This is a genomic window from Streptomyces sp. P17, assembly GCF_032436805.1.
Taxonomy (GTDB): domain Bacteria; phylum Actinomycetota; class Actinomycetes; order Streptomycetales; family Streptomycetaceae; genus Streptomyces.
On sequence record NZ_JAVRBF010000018.1, the window covers coordinates 14,429 to 33,637 of the forward strand.

Consider the following 19,209-nt stretch of genomic DNA (forward strand, 5'->3'; position numbering starts at 1 on the left):
GGTCGCGTCCCGCGTCGTGCACTTGGCGGGACGCCATCTCGCCGCGCCACCACGCACTGGGCGGAGACGGACCAGCTGCAGCGCCTGTTCCCGGCCATCGGCGTCGACCCGGACGTCCTGTTCATCGACGACGGCGACGTACTGACCTCGGCCGGTGTCGCCGCCGGGATCGACCTGTGCCTGCACATGGTCCGCCGCGACCACGGCACCGCCGTCGCCAACGAGATCGCCCGCCGTACGGTCGTCCCCCCGCACCGCGCCGGCGGCCAGGCGCAGTACATCCACCGTCCGGTGCCCGACCCCCAGCAGGCGACGACGACCGGGGCCCGCGCCTGGGCCCTGGGCCGCCTCCACGAGCCGATCCAGCTGCGGGACATGGCGGCCCAGGAGGCCATGTCGGTACGGACCTTCACCCGCCGCTTCCGCGAGGAGGTCGGGGTCAGCCCCGGTCAGTGGCTCGCCCAGCAGCGCGTCGAACGGGCCCGGCATCTGCTGGAGTCCACCGACCTGTCCATGGACCAGGTGGCCCAGGACTCGGGATTCGGCACGGCGCAGTCGATGCGGCAGCATCTGCAGGCGGCGCTCGGGGTGACGCCGACCGCGTACCGCCGGACCTTCCGTCAGTCCGAGAAGGTCAGCACCGCCCGGGCCACCCGGCCCGCCTCGGCGTCGGCGGCCGCCTTCTCGAAGTCCTCGACCGGGTAGGTCCGGGTCACGAGTTCGTCGAGGAGCAGCCGGCCGGCCCGGTACAGGTCGGCGTAGAGCGCGATGTCCCGCTGCGGGCGCGAGGATCCGTAGCGGCAGCCCAGGATCGACTTGTCCAGGTAGAGGGTCGAGACACGGAAGGACGCCTCGGCGGTGGCCGGTGGCACGCCGAGGAGGATGGCCTGGCCGTGCCGGTCGAGCAGATCGACGGCCTCGCGGATCAGCTCGACGCGTCCGACGCACTCGAAGGCGTGGTCCGCCCCCGTGGGCAGGAGGTCCCGCACCCCCTCCGTGGAGGTCAGGAAGTCGGTCGCACCGAAGCGGCGGGCGATCTCCTCCTTGGCCGGGTTGGAGTCGACGGCGACGATCTTGAGGGCACCCGCGATCCGCGCGCCCTGAATGACATTGAGCCCGATTCCGCCGGTCCCGATCACCACCACCCTGTCTCCGCGATCCACCCGCGCCCGGTTGAGCACGGCCCCCACCCCGGTCAGCACCCCGCACCCGATCAACGCGGCGGACACCAGCGGAAGTTCCTTCGGAATCCGCACCGCCTGCACCGCCTTCACCACCGTCCGCTCGGCGAAGGCGGAGTTGGACGCGAACTGGTACACCGAGCGCCCACCCCGCAGGAAGGGCTGTCCCGGCCGCCCGATCGCCTGCCGGCACATGGTCGGCCGCCCCCGGTCGCACTCCGCGCACGCACCGCAGTTGGCGAGCGTGGACAGCGCCACATGATCCCCGGGCACGACATGCGAGACCCCCGCCCCGACGGCCTCCACCACCCCCGCGCCCTCGTGGCCGAGCACCACAGGAACGGGGAAAGGTATGGTCCCGTCCACCACGGACAGATCGCTGTGACACAGCCCCGCCGCCGCGATCGCGACCCGCACCTCACCCGGCCCGGGCTCCCGCACCTCCAGGTCGTCCACGACCTCGGTCCGCTTCCCGTCGAACAGCACACCGCGCATCAGACGACCCCCTTGGGCTCCCTGGGCAGACCGAGCACCCGCTCGGCGATGATCGTGCGCTGGACCTGGTCCGAGCCGCCGTAGATGGTGTCGGCCCGGGAGAACAGGAACAGATGCTGAAGCGGATCGAGTTCGTACGGCGCGGAGGGCGCCCAGTCGACGGGACCGACCGCGGCCCCGGCACCCCGCACCGCCACCGCCAGCTCCCCGAGCCGCTGATGCCACCCGGCCCACAGGAGCTTGGCCACGCTGGAGGCGCCCGCGTCACCGGAGCCGCCCAGGGTGCGCAGGGCGTTCCAGCGCATGGTGCGCAGCTCGGCCCACTGCCGGACGAGCCGGTCCCGTAGGACGGGATCCGCCACCGCTCCGGTCTCCACCGCCACCTTCACGACCCGCTCCAGCTCCCGTGCGAAGCCGATCTGCTGGGCCAGCGTGGACACCCCGCGCTCGAACCCGAGCAGGCTCATCGCCACCTGCCAGCCCTGGCCCTCGCCGCCGACGACGTGCTCCACGCGCGCGTGCGCGCCGTCGAAGAAGACCTCGTTGAAGTCGCTGGTGCCGGTCAACTGCCGGATGGGACGGACGTCGATGCGGTCCGGCTGGTCCATCGGGACGAGGAGGAAGCTGAGCCCCTGATGGCGACGGGAGCCCGGTTCCGTACGGGCCAGGACGAAACACCAGTCGGCCTCGTGCGCGAGGGACGTCCAGATCTTCTGCCCGGTGATGCGGTACCCGCCCCGCACGTCCCGCACGGCCACGGTCCGCACGGCGGCCAGATCCGACCCGGCTCCGGGCTCGCTGTATCCCTGGCACCACAGCTCGTCACCGGCGGCTATGGGCGGCAGGAATCGGCCCTTCTGCTCCTCGGTGCCATGCGCGAGCAGGGTCGGCGCCAGCAGCTTCTCGCCGATGTGCCCCGAGCGCGGGGGCGCGCCGGACCGCGCGTACTCCTCGGCCCAGGCGACCTGTTGGGTGAGCGTGGCGGACCGGTTCCCGTACCCGGTCGCGGTCCAGGAGAGCCCGATCCATCCGGCCGCTCCGAGGGTGCGTTCCCAGGTACGGCGGTCCAGATCGGGGTCGGCATGGGCGCGGAGCCAGGCCTTGGCCTCCGCACGGAACGCCTCGTCGTCGGCACTGAATCCGAAATCCACAGGGCTCTCCTCTACGAGGCGTTGGGCGGCCGGAGCAACGGCATGGGATCCGCTCCCACCGTTCCGGGCAGAAACTCCGCGATCCGTTCCGGCGTCCACGACCCCTCCGCGTACGCGGCCCGCAATTCCCTGGGCTGAGCCCACACCGCCAGCTTGGGCCCGGCGATCGTGTACACCTGCCCGGTGATCCCGTGCTCCTTGGCCCGGTCCGACAGCAGATAGACGACGAGCGCCGCCACATCCTCCGGCTCCCCGATCTCCGCCAGCTCCATGGGAACCTTCGCCGACATCCGCGTACGGGCGACCGGTGCCACCGCATTGGCGGTCACCCCGTACTTGTTCAGGCCCAGCGCGGCACTCCGTACCAGCGAAATGATCCCGCCTTTCGCCGCGCTGTAATTGGCCTGCGAAACGGACCCCTGATGGTTCCCGCTGGTAAAACCGATCAAGGTTCCGGAACGCTGTCCCCGCATCACCGCGGAGGCCGCGCGGAATACCGTGAACGTCCCCTTGAGGTGGGTGGCGATCACCGGATCCCACTCCTCCTCGGTCATGTTGAACAGCATCCGCTCACGCAGAATCCCGGCGACACACACGACCCCGTCGATCCGCCCGTACGACGACACGGCCGCGTCCACGACGCGCTGCCCGCCCGCCATGGTGGAGATGTCGTCGGCCACCGCGACCGCCTCTCCCCCGGCGGCCTCGATCTCCTTGACGACGCCCTCGGCGACCTCGCTCGTCGGTGAGGCGCCGTCCACCGCGACCCCGTAGTCGTTGACGACGACCCGCGCCCTCTCGGCCGCCGCCGCCAGCGCCACCGCCCGGCCGATCCCCCGTCCCGCGCCGGTCACGGCGACGACCTTGCCTGCCAAGAAGTTCCCCACGCCCGGCCCCTTCCCGCGGTTTCTGACGGACCGTTAGATTTTATGACCCGTCGGACTGTCGGAGACAAGCCCCGGGGAGGGACCGATGTCACTGCCGGACGCGTTCCATGAGATCGCCAAGCGCGTGAACAACTGGGGCCGTTGGGGGGCGGACGACGAGATCGGCACCCTCAACCTGATCACCGAGGAGGTCGTCCGCGAGGCGGCGGCCTGTGTCCGCACCGGACGGCGGATCCCGCTCGCGCTGCCGCTGCGCCAGGACGGCGTGCAGACCGGGATGATCCCCGGGCGGATCAACCCTCTGCACGTCATGGTGCAGATCAATCAGGAGATCTTCGGCCCGGGCACGGTCGCGTGCAGCGACGACGCCGTGACCATGGGCCTGCAGGCGGGCACCCATTGGGACGCGCTGACGCATGTCTCGCACTCGGGCCGGCTCTACAACGGCCGCCCGGCCGGCACGATCACCGCGCACGGAGGCGCCGAGTTCGCCGGGATGGCCACCGCGCGGCACATCGTCTCGCGCGGGGTGCTGCTCGACGTGGCACGCGCGCGTGGCGTGGAACGGCTCGACGGTGCGCACGCCGTGACGCCCGAGGACCTGGAGGCGGCCGAGGAACTCGCGGGCACGCGCGTGCGGGCCGGCGACATCGTGCTCGTACGCACCGGGCAGATGCAGGTATGCCTCGCCGGGGACAAGCACGGTTACGGCTATCCGTCGCCGGGGCTCTCGGTCCGCACCCCGGAGTGGTTCCACGCGCGCGATGTGGCCGCCGTCGCCAACGACACCCTCACCTTCGAGATCTTCCCGCCGGAGATCGAGGACCTGTGGCTGCCCGTGCACGCCCTCGACCTGGTGGAGATGGGGATGCCGCAGGGGCAGAACTGGAATCTGGAAGAGTTGTCCACAGCCTGTGGACAAGAAAAGCGGTACGCCTTCCTGCTGTCGGCGACGCCCGAGCCCTTCGTCGGCGCGACGGGGGCTCCGGTGGCGCCGGTCGCCGTACTGTGAGTCCCGGATATGCGGCTGGCGGCGCGCGATCCGCCCGCCCCGAGCACGGCAGCGCGCACCGCCATCCGACTCCGGCGCTCCCGCCCCGGCTGCCCCTCGGGCCCTGAGGGAGCCGACGCCGAATCACGACCCACACTCGTCGAGGGCTTCCGTCACCGAAACCCTCGTCGTCCCCTCACGGCGAATCGCTGAACACAAGCGTGATCAAATGGACACGCGCCGTCAACACCTCATCGGGGATTTATTACTTACGCCCTATTTGCGACAGGCGCACGTTGAAGCATGTCCCGGCGCATCGCACCACGTCCGGCGCAAGGATTCCGGGCCTGACACCCGCGGACACCGACGCGCACACCGCGGGCGCCGTCACACCGCCTCGAAGGCCAGCCCTTCAAGGGCTCCGCCGCCGTAGGCCACCGCGCGTGCGCGCCCCTCGGCGCACTGGTCCAGTTCGCACCAGATCCGCTTGCCGGGGCCGTCGGGCATCCAGCCCCAGCGGTCCGCGAGGCCGTCGACAAGGGCGAGACCCCGGCCGCCCGTCTCGCCGCCGCCCGCGCAACGCGGCACCGGCGCCCGGCCGCTGGCGTCCACCACTTCCAGACGTACGGTGACCGACTCGGTGCCTGTCGCCACCCCGGGCAGGAAGAGCCGCAGCACGGCCGGACAGCCGGTGTGCACCACGGCGTTGGTGACCAGTTCGGACACGAGCAGGATGAGCGTCTCGGACAGCGACTCGTCGACCCCTATCCCGGATCCGGCGAGCCGCGAGCGGGCCCACCTCCGGGCTCGCCCCACCTCAGCGGGGTCGGGCCGGATCTCCAGCTGCACTTGAAGCACCTGCACCGCTCACACCATCCGAACCGGCGGACTCATAGCCCCGCGCCTCACGAGGGCCACGATCGTAGCCATTTTTTGCATGACCAGAACAATGGCCGGAGCCAGGGTCACGGAACGTGAATCCCTTACGAGAAAGCATGGTTGACGTACAGTCACCCCAACAAGCGCTTCGGGCATATTCCAGCGCGAAGGAGTACCCGTGCGGGATACTGTGCGACGCACTTGACGGGGAGTCGAACAGGCGGGGGCCGAAACCGCGCCCGCCCTGCGATGACCGGCGCGCACCGCCGGATCCGGAGCGGCCTCAAGGGCAACTCCGGCATGGCTCGTGCTCGGAACCACTCGCATCCCACACAAGGTACCGGAGCAAGGCGCCGACTCCAGGCCGTGACGAGTCACACGTAGGACACAACCCGATATCAACGCTCCGTAGTTCCGGTATGCCACAATCCGCGACACCCGTGACCGCCGCGCTTTCGGATCCGCAGACCAGGAGCCCTTTCGCCCCTCATGCGACCAGATCGGCGGCGAGCAGCTCCTCACTCACCGTGTTTCCACCGCCACGCTGTGCCCGCACCCAGGCCCGCTTGAGATGCAGATGCACCTCGCACTCCCAGGTGAAGCCCATGCCGCCGTACACCTGGAGGCAGTCGCGGGCGCCGCGCACGGCGGCCTCGTCGGCCAGCAGGCGGGCCGCGGCGATGTCGGCGGGGTCCTCGGTCGCGGCGGCCGCGTAGACGGCGGCACGGGCCGTCTCCGCCCGCACCAGCATGTCCGCGCACAGATGCTTCACCGCCTGGAAGGCCCCGACCGGCTGTCCGAACTGTTCGCGGGTCCGGGCGTGTTGCACGGCGAGCTCGCACGCGCGCGTGGCGGTGCCCAACTGCTCGGCGGCGGTGAGGAGGACGGCGAGGGGGTTCGCCTCGCCCTTGTCGACCACTCGGTGAAGCGGGGTCAGGGGGTCCATGGAGCGCAGCGGTACGGCCCCTGCCGCATTCCCGAGGACCACGTCCGCCTGCGCCAGCCACTCCACCAGACCGGCGTCCACGGCCGTCACGACCGTCTCCCCGGTGGCCGCGCCCGGCACCGAGCCCGCCGCGAGCTGGGTGGCGGTCAACGGCCCCGGCAACAGCGCCCGCCCCGCCTCCTCGAACGCCAACACCGCCTCCGGCAGCCCGAGTCCGACCCCGCCGTCGGCCTCGGGCACGCGCAGCGCGAAGAACCCGGCCTCGCCCAGCGCCCGCCACAGCGCCCGGTCCAGCTGGGGCTCGTCCACGGCCGCCCGCAGCGCGTCGGCACCGAAGCGCCGGTCCAGCAGCTCGCGCATTCCTGCCTTCAACGCCTGCTGGTCCTCGGTGAGTTGAAACCGCATCCTCATCGCCCTCTCGGCAGCCCCAGGATCCGCTCGGCCACGATGTTCCGCTGGATCTGCGAGGTGCCGGCCGCGATGGTGTACGACAGCGACGAGAGCCGGTCGAGGACCCAGGGCCTGTCGAGGTCGAGGGCGTCGGGCCCGAGGACGTCGGCGGCGGCGTCGTAGAGCTCCTGGCGGGCGTGCGAATACCTCAGTTTGAAAACCGAACCCCCGATGCCGGGCACTCCGCTCGCCGACGCCTCGCTCACGTTCCACTGCGTCAGCCGCCACAGCGCGCGCAACTCTGCGTTCAGGCGGCCGAGCCTGCGCCGGAGCACCGGATCGTCCCAGCGGCCGTTCTTGCGGGCCTCCCCGGCCAGTTCGCGCAGGACACGACGGCAGGCCACCACCTCGCCGACGAAGGCCGTGCCGCGCTCGAAGGAGAGGGTCACCATCGTCACGCGCCAGCCGTCGTTCTCCGCGCCGACCCGGTGGGCGGCCGGCACCCGTACCTCGTCGAGGAACACCTCGGCGAACTCGGTGGACCCGGCCAGGGTCCGCAGCGGCCGTACGGTGGCACCGGGCGCGTCCATGCGCAGGGCGAGCCAGGTGATGCCCCGGTGCTTGGGCGCCGAGGGGTCCGTCCGTACCAACAGCTCGCACCAGTCGGCGACTTCGGCGTGCGAGGTCCAGATCTTGGAGCCGGTCACCACATAGTCGTCGCCGTCACGCCACGCGCGCGTGCGCAGCGCCGCGAGGTCGGAGCCCGCGCCGGGTTCGCTGAAGCCCTGGCACCAGACCTCCTCGCCGCGCAGGATCGGCGGCAGCCAGCGCGCCCGCTGTTCGGGGGTGCCCTCGGCGGCGATGGTGGGGCCCGCGTGCAGCAGTCCGACGAAGTTGGCGCCCACATAGGGCGCGCCGGCGCGCTCGGTCTCCTCCAGATAGATCAGCCGGGTGGTCGGGGAAGAGTCCCAGTGGACGTCCGCGTACCCGGCGTCATGGAGCATCCGCTGCCAGCCGAGGTCGTAGGCGCGCCGCCCGGGCCAGTCGGAGGGGGCGGGAGCGGGCGGCAGCTTTGGCAGCATCTCGCCGAGCCACTGCCTCAGGCGCGCCCGGAACTCCTCCTCCTCGGGCGTGTACGCGAGGTCCATACGGCAGCCACCAATCTGACGATTCGTCAGTTCAGGCTAGCCCCGCGCCCCTGGACCGACAAGGCGGCGAGTCCTACGCTCTGCCCACTAACTGACGTACCGTCAGCAAAGGGGCCACCGTGACCGACACCGCACTCGACCTGAGCTCCGCCCGGACCCTGTGGGACCTGCTGGCCCGCCGCGCCGCCCGCACCCCGGACCGGCCCGTCCTCCTCCAGGAGGACCGCTCCTTGAGCTTCGGCGAGCTACGCGCGCGTGCCGAGCGGGTGGCGGCCGGCCTCCACGACATGGGCGTGCGCCCCGGCACGGTCGTCGCCTGGCAGCTCCCCACCCGGATCGAGACGGCCCTGCTCTCCTTCGCCCTGGCCCGCCTCGGCGCCGTACAGTCGCCGGTCATCCCCTTCTACCGGGACCGCGAGGTCGGCTTCGCCCTGCGCGAGTCCAAGGCCGAGTACTTCGCCGTACCGGGCACGTGGCGCGGCCACGACCACACGGAGATGGCGCGGCGGCTCGGCGCGAAGGGGATCTTCGAGGCGTACGACCGGCTCCCCGACGGCGATCCGCGGATCCTGCCCGCTCCGCCCTCCGAGGGCACCTCCGTCCGCTGGATCTACTGGACCTCGGGCACCACCTCCGACCCCAAGGGCGTGCTGCACACGGACCGTTCGCTGATCGCGGGCGGCTCCTGCCTCGCGCACGCGCTGCGCCCGACCGCCGGCGACATCGGCTCGATCGCCTTCCCCTACGCCCACATAGGCGGCCCGGACTACATGGTGATGCTGCTGCTGTACGGCTTCCCCGCGGTGCTGTTCGAGCAGTTCGCGCTGCCCGAGGCGCTGGAAGGCTATCGCCGGCACGGGGTGACGATGGCGGGCGGTTCGACGGCGTTCTACTCGATGTTCCTGACCGAGCAGCGCAAGCAGCCCGGCGCCAAGGTGGTTCCGACGCTCCGGCTGCTGGCGGGCGGTGGGGCGCCGAAGCCGCCGGAGCTGTATCACTGCGTGGTCCGGGAGATGGGGGTGCAGCTGACCCATGGCTACGGCATGACCGAGGTGCCGATGATCACGATGGGCGACCCGGACGACGACCCGGAGCTGCTCGCCACCACCGAGGGGCGGCCGCCCGAGGGGATGGAGATCCGGATCGTGGAGGGGGAGGTGCGGCTGCGCGGGGAGGCGGTGTGCCGGGGTTATCTGGACGCGGAGCAGACCGCGCAGGCCTTCGACGAGGACGGTTTCCTGCGCACCGGCGACCTGGGACTGCTCACCGGCACCGGGCATCTGGTGCTCACCGGGCGGCTGAAGGACGTGATCATCCGCAAGGGCGAGAACATCTCGGCGAAGGAGATAGAGGATCTCCTGCACCGGCATCCGGCGGTCGCGGACGCGGCCGTCATCGGGCTGCCGGATGCCGAGCGCGGGGAACGCGTGTGTGCCGTGGTCGAACAGCCCGAGGGAGCCGGGGAGTTGAGCCTTGCGCAGATCACGTCGTATCTGCGCGCGGAAGGACTGTCCGTACACAAGCTGCCGGAGCAGCTGGAGGTGGTGGACGCCCTTCCGCGCAATGACACGCTGCGCAAGGTGCTCAAGTACAAGCTCAGGGAGCGCTATTCGGGGACGGTGAAGTAGCGGGCGAAGGCGGTCACGATCTCGGACTCCTCCACCCGGCCGTCGCTGTCGGCGTCGAGAGTGGCCGCCGCGGCCCGCGCGACGTCCGCGTTCACGCCGAGGGCGGTCAGCACGCGCGCGGTGTCCGCGAGGGTGGCCGCTCCGTCGCCGTCCCTGTCGGCCACCGCGAGGGCCGCGTGCAGGAAGGGGCGGGCGATCTCGGCGAACCGGTCCGGGTTGTCGCGCAGCCGCTTGACCGCGCCGCCCACGAACTCGTCCCGCGAGATGCGCTGGTCGCCGTCCCGGTCCGCTATTCCCGCCATGCCCTGCCAGAACGCCTCGGCGCCGATGTACAGCGCCTGGCCCTTGTCGGACCGGGCCGCCGTACCGAACTCCGCGAGCAGCGCCTTGGCCGCCGTGTTGAAGTCCGCACGGTCGATATAGCCGTTGCCGTCCTGGTCGAAGGTGGCGAACCGGGCGGCGATCTTGCGCTCGTACTCGCTGCTGACCATGTCTTTTCGTGCCGCCTTTACGTCACGTGGGGTGCGTTCTGGCACGGAGCGTACGACGTCGGGGGCCGTCCGGGAGCGGGAAAGCGACGGTTGTGCCAAGACCGGGGGAATTTTGGGACAACGGTGTGGCAGAGGGGTGGTCCGCTACGCCGACAGCGGCCCCGTCGTCTCGTCGGTGGCCGAGTCCACGTCGGGGTGGACGTCGAACAGGCGGCGCACGCCCAGGGCGCCGAGGACGCGGTTGACGTGGGAGCCCTCGACCGCGCCGTGCGCGGGCAGTATCAGGCGCAGGCGGCCCCGGCAGGAGCGGACGAGCCGGCGGGCGGCGATGAGCACGCCGACGCCGCTGGAGTCGCAGAAGAAGACCTCGGAGAGGTCGAGCACAAGACTGTGACGGCCTTCGGCCACTTCGTCGTGCACACGTTGGCGCAGCACGGGCGAGGTCACCAGATCCAGTTCGCCCGACACCCGCAGCACGGCCCACCCGTCCTGCTCTTCGCAGGTCACCTTGAACGCCACCGCCATGCCTTTCGCTCGCCGGACCCCCCGCAAACGGAAGCCGTCCCTACGCTTCCTTGCAGCGCGGCTGCCCAGCGGCAGTGCCCTGAAACACCGACCCGAAAACAGAAAGTGATGGAAAGAGGCTTGTTTCTGTCGTCTCCGGTCTTGTTCGATCAGTTCTGGACTGGGTAGGCGACGGTTCACTATCACCCGGGGCCCGTCAGGGGGCGCACATTGCGACAAAGGGGCGTGCGCTGTCAGAGGTGCCGACTACATTCGAGGAGATCGTGGGAGCAGGCTTGACCAGGGCGCAGGCACGGTGAGGTGAGGGGGCCGCATGGCGAAGAAGGACGCACCGCCCCGCTGGGACCGCAAGATGCAGCAGCGGCTCGCACGCGGTGAGGCGGCCGCCCTCGGCGAGCTCTACGACCGTTTCGCGTCCCTGGTGCACGGCCTGGCCCACACCGTCCTCGGTGACGAGCGCGCCGCCGACGGCATCACCCGCGAGGTCTTCGCCCACGTCTGGGAGCACCCCGACGCCTACGACCCCAAGCAGGGCCCGCTGCGCTCCTGGGTGGCCACGCTCACTCACCGCCTGGCCGTGCAGCGCCTGCGCGCCACCGAGACCGCCGCGCTGGCCCAGGGCGGCCACGGCACCACCGAGGACCTGGAGCGCAAGGTGCGCCACGCCTCCGTGGCCGCCCGCGCCGACTACATCGTCCAGGCCATGCCGGTGCCGCTGCGCGCCGCCCTGGAGCTGGCCTACTTCCAGCGCCGCGACTACCGCCAGACCGCCGTCGACCTCGGCGTCACCGAGGACGAGGCCCGCCGCCGCCTCCGCCTCGGCCTGCAACTCCTCTCCACCGCCCACGACGCCGGGGCCCCGCCGGGATACGGGGGTGCGGTGTGAACGACGCGGACACGTTCGAGGCGTACGACGAGCACGGGGGAGAGGGCGAGCCCAAGGACGAGCGGGGTGACGAAGGCTACGACGGCCCGGAGCCGGGCGACAAGGACGCGGACGCCGGAGCATCCGGCCCCGGCGGCCCCGGCAACGGCCCGCGCCCCGGCCCCGACCCGGACCAGCCGCCCCGCATACCGCTCCCCCGTTCCTCCGTCGAGGACACCGGCAGGCCACTGCCCGACCTCGCCACGGACCCGGTACCGCTCGTCCTGGAGCACCGCGTGCTGAAGTCGCTGCTCGGCGCGTGGGCGCTGGCCGCGTGTTCGCCGGAGGAGGCGCTCGCCGTCGAGGCGCACCTGGGCGACTGCGGCTCCTGCGCCGACGAGGCGCTGCGGCTGCGCGAGGCCGTGGGCCTGCTGCACAAGGCCGAGACCCTCGACCTGGACCCCGCCCTGCGCACCCGGGTGCTGGAGAGCTGCCTGGAGCGCCGCCCGCCGCGCATCCCGGTGCCGGGCTGGGCGGCGGCGTACGACGCCGAGACGGCGCGTCTGGACGCGTTGCTGCAGGACTTCGGGGACGCCGAGTGGCACGCGCCCGTGCGGCTGCGGTGGTTCCGGTCCGACGAGGCGACGAGCCGCCGTACGACGGTGGCCGGGGTGATCGCCCACCTGCTGACCGTCGACGGCCTGGTGGCGGTCGCCCTGGGCCTCGACGACCCCCTGGGCGACGTCGCGGCCGACCGCCCCACCCCGTCCGCCCGCACCGAGGCGTACTGGCGCGCCTCCCACTTCCCGCCCACCCGCTCGGTACGGGCGCCCTGGCGGGAACAGAGTCACGACCTGGTCCGGACGGCTTCCTTCACCGGCGGCCAGGCAGGCGCAATGCCGGTCTCCTACGGCGACTTCTCGCTGCCGCTGCACGACGCGATGCTGGACCGCGCCTTCGAGTGCTGGGTGCACGCGGAGGACATCGCGGAGGCGGTGGACTACCCGTACGCCCCGCCTTCGGCCCGCCACCTCCACGACATGATCGACCTCGCGGCCCGCATGCTGCCCGCTGCGCTGGCCAGTCGCCGGCGCAATGGGCTGGCAGCGCCGACGAGGGGCCGCCACCTCGGCCTGGCCGGCGGCCCCGGCCGGAGCCTCCGGCTGGAGATCGAGGGTCTGGGCGGCGGTGAGTGGCTGATCCCGCTGGACTCCCCCGCGGCGGTGGGCTCCGCCGAGCAGGAGGTGGCCCATGTGGCGCTGGACGGGGTGGAGTTCTGCCACCTGGCCGCGGGTCATATTCCTCCGGAGGAGGCGGCGGCAGGTCAGGTGGGAGACCGCGAGGCGATCAGGGACGTTCTGTTCGCGGCGGCGGCGTTGAGCAGGATGTAGGGGCGGGTTGCGGATTCGTCGGCGAGTGCGGGTGCGTGGGGGCTGGTCGCGCAGCTCCCCGCGCCCCCAAAGAGATGGGGCACTGGTCCGACTTCAGGGGCGCGGGGAACTGCGCGAGCGACCACGAATCACCCGCAGTCGCCCACGAAACACACGCCCCCGACCTCTCAGGCGAACACAACCGTCCGTCGCCCATTGAGCAGAATCCGACGCTCGGCATGCCACTTGACCGCCCGCGCCAGCGCCTGGCACTCCACATCGCGCCCCACCGCCACCAGCTGATCCGGCGTGACGTCATGCCCGACCCGTTCGACCTCCTGCTCGATGATCGGCCCCTCATCGAGATCGGCCGTCACATAGTGCGCCGTCGCCCCGATCAGCTTCACACCCCGCGTGTGCGCCTGGTGATACGGCTTCGCGCCCTTGAAGCTCGGCAGGAAGGAGTGGTGGATGTTGATGATCCGCCCACTGAGCTGCTTGCAGAGATCATCGGACAGCACCTGCATATACCGGGCGAGAACGACCAGCTCCACGTTCTCCTCGCGCACGATCTCCAGCAACCGCGCCTCGGCCTGCGACTTCGTGTCCTTCGTCACCGGAATGTGGTGGAAAGGAATGTTGTACGAGCCCACCAGCTCGGCAAAGTCCGTGTGGTTGGAGACCACCACCGCGATCTCCACCGGCAGCGCCCCGATCCGCGCGCGGAACAGCAGGTCGTTCAGGCAGTGCCCGAACTTCGAGACCATCAGGACGATGCGCATCTTCTCGTCGGCCCGGTTGATCTGCCAGTCCATCTGGAAGGCGTCACCGATCGCCGCGAAGCTCGCCCGCAGCTTGTCCACCGTCACCGGCGCCTCCGCCGAGAAGTGGACGCGCATGAAGAACAGACCCGTGTCGTGGTCGCCGAACTGCTGACTGTCCTCGATGTTGCAGCCGGTCATGAAGAGGTAGCTCGACACGGCGTGCACGATGCCCTGCTTGTCGGGGCAGGACAGGGTCAGGACGTACTGGTCGGTGGGTACCGCGGCTCGGCCGGACTGCTCGTTCATGCAGGACAGCGTCCCACAAACGGAGCCGTCCGATCACAGCCGTCCCGCTACGCGGACCTCGTCATGATCCGCAGCACCTCCAGCGTGCGCGGCGGCGCGTCCGGGTCGTCCCCGTCGCTCGCCGCCATCCGCACATGGGCGTCCCGCGCGGCGCGCACCGCGTCCGGCCATCCCTGGTGCTCCAGGTACGCGGCGACCGGCGCGTCAGGGCCGACCTGGTGCATGATCCGCAGTACCCGCAGCACGGCGGTGTCGACGAGCGCCGCCTCCTGCGAGTCCCGGAAGATCGTGCCGACGTATTTCTCGGCGGACCAGTTGTCCAGCCAGGTGTCCTCGACCAGGCGGTACACGGCATCGGTGACGTCTCCGTAGCCGTCGGCGCCGGCCAGCCAGGCGTCACGCTGGAACACCGGGTCGGAGAGCATGTGCAGCGCGGAGCGCACATTGCTGCGCCAGCGCCACCACGGCATGTCGTTCAGTGGCATGCCGCCCATGGTGGATGAGCGACGGCCGCGACGGGAAGAGTTCTCCGAACCTTGCACGGTCATCGATCGTACGTTCTCCGCCGGATCGCATACGACGGCCCCCGCAATTCACCTTCGCGTCACCTTTCGTTGACCGTGGGTGACTTCCGGGTTAGCGATGTGGCGGAATCGTGCGTGTCCATGACCGGCAGGCGCGGCTTCCTCAGTACCCACCTCCCCACGTTCACCCGACCCGTCAGAGCCACCGCGAGCAAAGCGGCGGCCCTGGTCGCGTGTGCGTCCCTCGCCGTCGGTTGCGGGGTCATCCCCGGTGTCTCGGGGGGCACCCGGGACGATCCCATCACCGTCATGACCTGGGCACCGCAGGACACCAACGCCACCAACAAGCCCGGCATGCCCGCGCTGGCGCTGGCGTACGCCCGCTGGATCAACTCCCAGGGCGGCATCAACGGCCGCAAGCTCCGGGTCCTGAACTGCAACGACCGCAACGACAGCGTCGCCGCGGCGAAGTGCGCCGAGCGCGCCGTCGAGGAGAAGGTGGTCGCCGTCATCGGCTCCTACAGCCAGTACGGCGACTCCTTCTTCCCCACACTGGAGAGCGCGGGGATCCCCTACATAGGCGGCTACGGCGTCACCGGCGCCGAGTTCACCAGCCCGCTCTCGTACCCCGTCAACGGCGGCCAGCCCAGCCTGCTGGCCGGCCTCGGCCGGGAGCTCGCCAAGGACTGCGGGCCCGTCGCGCTCGTACGGCCCGACAGCATCGCGGGCGACGAGCTGCCCCCGCTGCTGAACTCCGGCCTCTCCGCGGGCGGCCACGCCGACGCGGGTGACCAGCTGGCGGCGGAGGACGCCACCGAGTACTCGGCGCAGTCGCAGAAGGCGCTGCGGTACACCTCCACCGACCCGGTGAGTCCCGGCTGCGTGGTGCCCGCCCTCGGGGACCGCACCAGCACCTTCATGGACTCCTTCCGGCGCGGTCGCGAGGACTACCCCAATGTGCGCACGGCGACCGTGCTGGGCAGCGTCGACCAGACGGTGATCGACGCCTCCGGCGGCAAGTCCGGGCCGTACGAGGGCGCGTACATCACCGGCTGGTATCCCGTGGCCAGCGACAAGCGCTGGGACGAGATGAAGGACGTGATCAACGCACAGGCCTTCGGCGACAACCGCATCGACCCCGCGGACGCCGGAGTGCAGACCACCTGGATCGCGTACACCGTGTTCAGGGCCGTCATCGACTCCCTCGGCGACGGGGAGGTGACCGCCCGCTCGGTCCGCCGGGCCCTGGACAACGGTCTGGAGATCAGCACGGGCGGTCTCACCCCACCGCTGAGCTGGGACTTCTCTGAGAGCCTCGCCCAGGTCGGCCTCCCGCAGCTGGTCAACGCCGACGTGACCCTCCAGGTCGTACGGGACGGCCGGCTGGTGTCGGCCCGGAAGGGCTTCATCGATGTGACGAAGACCCTCCAGCAGGCCGACCTGAGCTGATCAGACCTCAGAGCTGGGTCGGCTGGCGCTCGGTCAGGCCGTACGTCTTCGCGATCGAGTTCCACAGGCCGGCGGCCTTGGCCTTCTCGGTGCTGGCCGTGCCGCTGGCCGCGTTGCCGGCCTGGGTCTGCGGGGTGGCCCGGGCCTGCCCCTTCTTGCAGAGCTGGCCCTTGCGCTGCGCGACCTGGTCGGCCCAGTTCGCGTAGTGGTTGTCGGCCGACGCGGACGCCTGCCAGGCCTTGTTGAGGGCCGTGGTCAGCTCGGTGTTCTGCGGCAGCTTGTCGACGGCGAGCGTGGAGAGCTTGGTCACCAGGTCGTTGCGCTGCTTGGCCGCGTCCCTGAGGTCCTTCGCCGCCTGGGCGAGGTTGGTGCAGGCCTTCACGTCGGCCACGGCGTTGATGACCATGGTCCGGCTGTTGCCGCTGTCGGCCAGCAGCTTGTCCAGTTCGACGGCCTGCTGCTCGACCGGGTCGGCGGACGGGGAGGGCGAGGCGGACCCGCTCGCCGGGGCGGTGGCGGCGACGGTCTTGTTGTCGCTGTCGTCGTCCCCGCCCCCACTGGCCAGCAGCGCGCCCGCGCCTATGCCGAGGACGGCGATACCGACGCCGACGGCCGCGAAGAGCGTGACCTTGGAACCCGTACGGCCGCCCCCGCGGCGCTCCTCGTCGTCGTGCGTCTCGCGCCTCGGGATGAACGGGGGCTGCTGCCGGGCACCGTACCGCTGCGGCTGCGGCTGCTGGAAGCGCGGCATCTGCTGGGTGGAGGCGGCCGGGGGCTCACCGCCCGGCTCCCTGCGGAAGAGGTTGTCGAACTCGGCGGGCGGCTGCCGCTCGCCCTCGCTCGCCGGCACGGGCGCGATGAACTGCGTGGCCTCGGCGTCCGGGTTCGGGGCGGCATGGCGCCGGACCCGGCCCAGCACCTGCGTGCTCTCGGCGGGCGCCTCCGGGGTGACGACCTCGGGCGGCAGCGCCCCGGCGCCGACCGGCGGGATGTACTGGGTCGCGCCGTCGTCGCCGACCGGCGGGATGTACCGGGTGGCGCTGTCGTCCATGACCGGCGGGATGTACTGGGTGGCCCCGTCGTCGCCGTAAGCGGCTGCGGGCGGCAGAGCGCCGGAGGCGGACGGACCGGCCGGAGGCAGCGGTGTCCCCTGACTCGCGTAGGAGCCATAGGGGTCCGCGGGCGGCAGCGGGGCGCCCTGGGTGCCGTAGCCGGTGGGGCCGCCGTACGACGGGGCCGGGGCGCCCTCCGGAGGGAGGGGCTGGGACGGGGCGGCCGGCCGGTCCGGTGCCGCCCAGGGCTGGGCGGGCGGCGGTGTCCAGCCCTGGCCCGGGGGCGGGGCCGCCGGGGGCTGGTGCTGCTGCTCAGGACCCCAGGCACCGTTCCATGCCTGGCCGCCGGGCGGGGCCGCCGGGGCGGGTGGCGGGGCCGGGTGGGCGTGCTGCTGAGGGCCGCCGTGGCCGCCCGTCATGCCCGGGAGCAGGGGCTCTCCTCCGTCGGAGGGCAGCACGATGCCTTCGCGCGCGGGTCGCGCCGAGGGCTCCTCGCCCTGTCCACTCTGCGTCACCGGGACTCCTACGAATGGGGGACCTTCGGAATCGTCGGCTCACGCTACCGGGTCCCGAGAGCCGCGTGCCACGCAGCTCAGGACGTGACGTCCGTCCCTGTGACCGCGGTAACAGAACCGGCCCCCCATCCGCTGACTACGGTCTCCTCTCCGTGCCGACGCCTTCGTTTCCCATGAGTTCACGCGCGCGTGGCCGTACTTTCAGGCCGCCGCCTGCAGCTCAAGACGCGCCCCGAACTCCCGTACCACGGGTTCCTCCCGGTACGGCTCCAACCGCTGCTGGAAGTCCTCCAGATACTCGGCGCCCCGGTTGGAGCGCAGGGTCTCCAGCAGCTCCACGGCCTTCAGGCCGGTGTGGCAGGCCTGTTCGACCTCGCGCTGCTGGACCTGGGCCGTGGCGAGGAGCACATAGCCGATCGCGCGCCGTCGCGCCTTGTTCTCCGGCAGCCCCGCGAGGGACTCCTCCGCGCGCCGCGCCGCCGCCTCGGCCTGTCCGAGGTCACGGTGGCAGTGCGCCAACTCGTCGGCCAGATACGCCTCGTCGAAGTGCGCGATCCACGCCGGATCGTCCCCGGAGGCCGGATCCGCCGACTCCAGCGCGCTCACCGCCCGCCCGGACGCCGCCTGGGCCGCCCGTGCGTCACCCATGAGCGCGTGCCCACGGGCCTCGGCGGCGTAGAACATGGCCTCCGCGCGCGGGGTGACCCGCCCCCGCGCGCCCTCCTGCGCCGCCCGCGCCAACTGCGCGATCTCGCGTGGGTTCCCTAGCTGCGCGGCCAGGTGGCTCATGGACGCGGCGAGGACGTAACCGCCGTAGCCGCGGTCGCCGGCCGCCTGGGCGAGCCGCAGGGCCTGGATGTAGTACCGCTGGGCGAGACCCGGCTGGCCGGTATCGATCGCCATGTAGCCGGCCAGCTCCGTCAACCGGGCCACCGCGGCGAAGAGTTCGCGCCCCACGGCCTCCCGGTACGACCCGGCCAGCAGCCCCGAGACGACGCTGTTGAGGTAGTGCACGACGACCGGGCGCACATGCCCGCTGCCGTACTGGTGGTCCAGGTCGACCAGGGCCTGCGTCATCGCCTTCACGGCGGCGACGTCGGACTGGCCCACGCGCGGGCCCGCCGAGCGCGCGACCTGGGAGTCGGGCGCCGAGATCAGCCAGTCGCGGCTGGGTTCGACGAGCGCCGACGCGGCGACGGACGAGCCGGACAGGAAGTCCCGGCGGCCCACGTCACTGCGCCACAGCTCACACACCTGCTCGATGGCGCCCAGTACGGTCGGCGAGAACTGGAGGCCCACGCCCGAGGCGAGGTTCTTGCCGTTGGCCATGCCGATCTCGTCGATCGTGACCGTACGGCCGAGTTTGCGGCCGAGTGCCTCCGCGATGATCGCCGGAGCGCGTCCGCGTGGCTGCTGTCCGCGCAGCCAACGGGCCACGGACGTCTTGTCGTAGCGCAGGTCGAGGCCGTGCTCGGCGCCGCACATGTTGACCCGGCGGGCCAGCCCGGCGTTCGAGCAGCCCGCTTCCTGGATGAGCGCCTGCAGCCGTTCGTTCGGCTGCCGCGCGACGAGAGGCCTTGCGGCCATGGCGTACCCCCTGTGGCTGCGGTGCCTGCCCACGCACCGAGTTGACGTGTCTTCGTACCGAAAAG

17 protein-coding genes and 1 pseudogene are annotated in these 19,209 nt (G+C 71.5%); 6 read left to right on the forward strand and 12 right to left on the reverse strand.

The features are described from left to right. Positions 1 to 39: 39 nt before the first annotated feature. A pseudogene (locus tag RMT89_RS14000) lies at positions 40 to 705 on the forward strand (GlxA family transcriptional regulator); the annotation flags it as partial. Here RMT89_RS14000 and RMT89_RS14005 read toward each other — a convergent pair. From RMT89_RS14005 to RMT89_RS14015, 3 genes are read right to left on the reverse strand one after another with little or no spacing between them, the layout of a single operon-like run. Continuing rightward, on the reverse strand, positions 621 to 1,676 hold the full coding sequence (locus RMT89_RS14005; protein ID WP_315884061.1) for a Zn-dependent alcohol dehydrogenase: 1,056 nt from the start codon (positions 1,674 to 1,676) through the stop codon (positions 621 to 623). The pseudogene RMT89_RS14000 and the gene RMT89_RS14005 sit on opposite strands and share 85 nt — an antisense overlap. Further along, positions 1,676 to 2,827 carry an acyl-CoA dehydrogenase family protein gene (locus tag RMT89_RS14010; RefSeq protein WP_315884062.1) on the reverse strand — a complete coding sequence of 384 codons (1,152 nt, stop codon included), beginning with the start codon at positions 2,825 to 2,827 and terminating at the stop codon, positions 1,676 to 1,678. The genes RMT89_RS14005 and RMT89_RS14010 overlap by 1 nt, the downstream gene beginning before the upstream one ends. Positions 2,828 to 2,838: 11 nt before the next feature. Further along, positions 2,839 to 3,714 carry an SDR family NAD(P)-dependent oxidoreductase gene (locus RMT89_RS14015; protein ID WP_315884063.1) on the reverse strand — a complete coding sequence of 292 codons (876 nt, stop codon included), beginning with the start codon at positions 3,712 to 3,714 and terminating at the stop codon, positions 2,839 to 2,841. Positions 3,715 to 3,799: 85 nt separating this feature from the next. Here RMT89_RS14015 and RMT89_RS14020 point away from each other — a divergent pair, with 85 nt between their 5' ends. Further along, a complete protein-coding gene (locus tag RMT89_RS14020; protein ID WP_315884064.1) occupies positions 3,800 to 4,726 on the forward strand; it encodes a cyclase family protein in 927 nt (308 codons plus the stop codon). Positions 4,727 to 5,092: 366 nt separating this feature from the next. Here the strand turns inward: RMT89_RS14020 and RMT89_RS14025 are convergent, their stop codons facing one another. The 3 genes from RMT89_RS14025 to RMT89_RS14035 all read right to left on the reverse strand — a co-directional run bounded on the left by RMT89_RS14025 (position 5,093) and on the right by RMT89_RS14035 (position 8,068). Beyond that, the gene (locus RMT89_RS14025) at positions 5,093 to 5,569 is read right to left on the reverse strand and encodes an ATP-binding protein (protein ID WP_315884065.1); all 477 of its coding nucleotides are present in this window, start codon (positions 5,567 to 5,569) and stop codon (positions 5,093 to 5,095) included. Between the two features lie 502 nt (positions 5,570 to 6,071). Further along, positions 6,072 to 6,935, reverse strand: a complete 864-nt coding sequence (locus RMT89_RS14030) for an acyl-CoA dehydrogenase family protein (protein WP_315884066.1) — start codon at positions 6,933 to 6,935, stop codon at positions 6,072 to 6,074. Between the two features lie 2 nt (positions 6,936 to 6,937). Next, positions 6,938 to 8,068, reverse strand: coding sequence for an acyl-CoA dehydrogenase family protein (locus RMT89_RS14035; RefSeq protein WP_315884067.1), 1,131 nt, complete (start codon positions 8,066 to 8,068; stop codon positions 6,938 to 6,940). 119 nt (positions 8,069 to 8,187) lie between these two features. Here RMT89_RS14035 and RMT89_RS14040 point away from each other — a divergent pair, with 119 nt between their 5' ends. After that, positions 8,188 to 9,696: an AMP-binding protein gene (locus RMT89_RS14040; RefSeq protein ID WP_315884068.1), complete on the forward strand. Its 1,509-nt coding sequence runs from the start codon at positions 8,188 to 8,190 to the stop codon at positions 9,694 to 9,696. Here the strand turns inward: RMT89_RS14040 and RMT89_RS14045 are convergent. Both RMT89_RS14045 and RMT89_RS14050 read right to left on the reverse strand, forming a co-directional pair. After that, positions 9,675 to 10,187 (reverse strand): EF-hand domain-containing protein, encoded by a 513-nt coding sequence (locus tag RMT89_RS14045; protein WP_315884069.1) that lies wholly within the window; start codon positions 10,185 to 10,187, stop codon positions 9,675 to 9,677. The two genes, RMT89_RS14040 and RMT89_RS14045, sit on opposite strands and share 22 nt — an antisense overlap. A gap of 144 nt (positions 10,188 to 10,331) precedes the next feature. Continuing rightward, on the reverse strand, positions 10,332 to 10,712 hold the full coding sequence (locus RMT89_RS14050) for an STAS domain-containing protein (RefSeq protein WP_315884070.1): 381 nt from the start codon (positions 10,710 to 10,712) through the stop codon (positions 10,332 to 10,334). Positions 10,713 to 11,025: 313 nt separating this feature from the next. Here RMT89_RS14050 and RMT89_RS14055 point away from each other — a divergent pair, with 313 nt between their 5' ends. Both RMT89_RS14055 and RMT89_RS14060 read left to right on the forward strand, forming a co-directional pair. Continuing rightward, on the forward strand, positions 11,026 to 11,598 hold the full coding sequence (locus RMT89_RS14055; protein ID WP_315884071.1) for a sigma-70 family RNA polymerase sigma factor: 573 nt from the start codon (positions 11,026 to 11,028) through the stop codon (positions 11,596 to 11,598). Beyond that, complete coding sequence (locus RMT89_RS14060; protein ID WP_315884072.1) at positions 11,595 to 12,968, forward strand: zf-HC2 domain-containing protein; 1,374 nt, start codon at positions 11,595 to 11,597, stop codon at positions 12,966 to 12,968. Before RMT89_RS14055 ends, RMT89_RS14060 begins: the two co-directional genes overlap by 4 nt. Positions 12,969 to 13,135: 167 nt before the next feature. Here RMT89_RS14060 and purU read toward each other — a convergent pair whose 3' ends face one another. Both purU and RMT89_RS14070 read right to left on the reverse strand, forming a co-directional pair. Beyond that, positions 13,136 to 14,017: a formyltetrahydrofolate deformylase gene (gene purU, locus RMT89_RS14065; protein WP_315884073.1), complete on the reverse strand. Its 882-nt coding sequence runs from the start codon at positions 14,015 to 14,017 to the stop codon at positions 13,136 to 13,138. Positions 14,018 to 14,064: 47 nt separating this feature from the next. After that, the gene (locus RMT89_RS14070) at positions 14,065 to 14,565 is read right to left on the reverse strand and encodes an SCO4402 family protein (protein ID WP_315884074.1); all 501 of its coding nucleotides are present in this window, start codon (positions 14,563 to 14,565) and stop codon (positions 14,065 to 14,067) included. A gap of 117 nt (positions 14,566 to 14,682) precedes the next feature. Here RMT89_RS14070 and RMT89_RS14075 point away from each other — a divergent pair, with 117 nt between their 5' ends. Continuing rightward, positions 14,683 to 15,990, forward strand: coding sequence for an ABC transporter substrate-binding protein (locus tag RMT89_RS14075; RefSeq protein WP_315884075.1), 1,308 nt, complete (start codon positions 14,683 to 14,685; stop codon positions 15,988 to 15,990). 7 nt (positions 15,991 to 15,997) lie between these two features. Here the strand turns inward: RMT89_RS14075 and RMT89_RS14080 are convergent, their stop codons facing one another. Further along, entirely contained in the window at positions 15,998 to 17,557 is a 1,560-nt protein-coding gene (locus tag RMT89_RS14080; RefSeq protein ID WP_315884076.1) for a hypothetical protein, read from the reverse strand. Positions 17,558 to 17,758: 201 nt separating this feature from the next. Then, positions 17,759 to 19,144, reverse strand: coding sequence for a transcriptional regulator (locus RMT89_RS14085; RefSeq protein ID WP_315884077.1), 1,386 nt, complete (start codon positions 19,142 to 19,144; stop codon positions 17,759 to 17,761). Between the last annotated feature and the right edge of the window lie 65 nt (positions 19,145 to 19,209).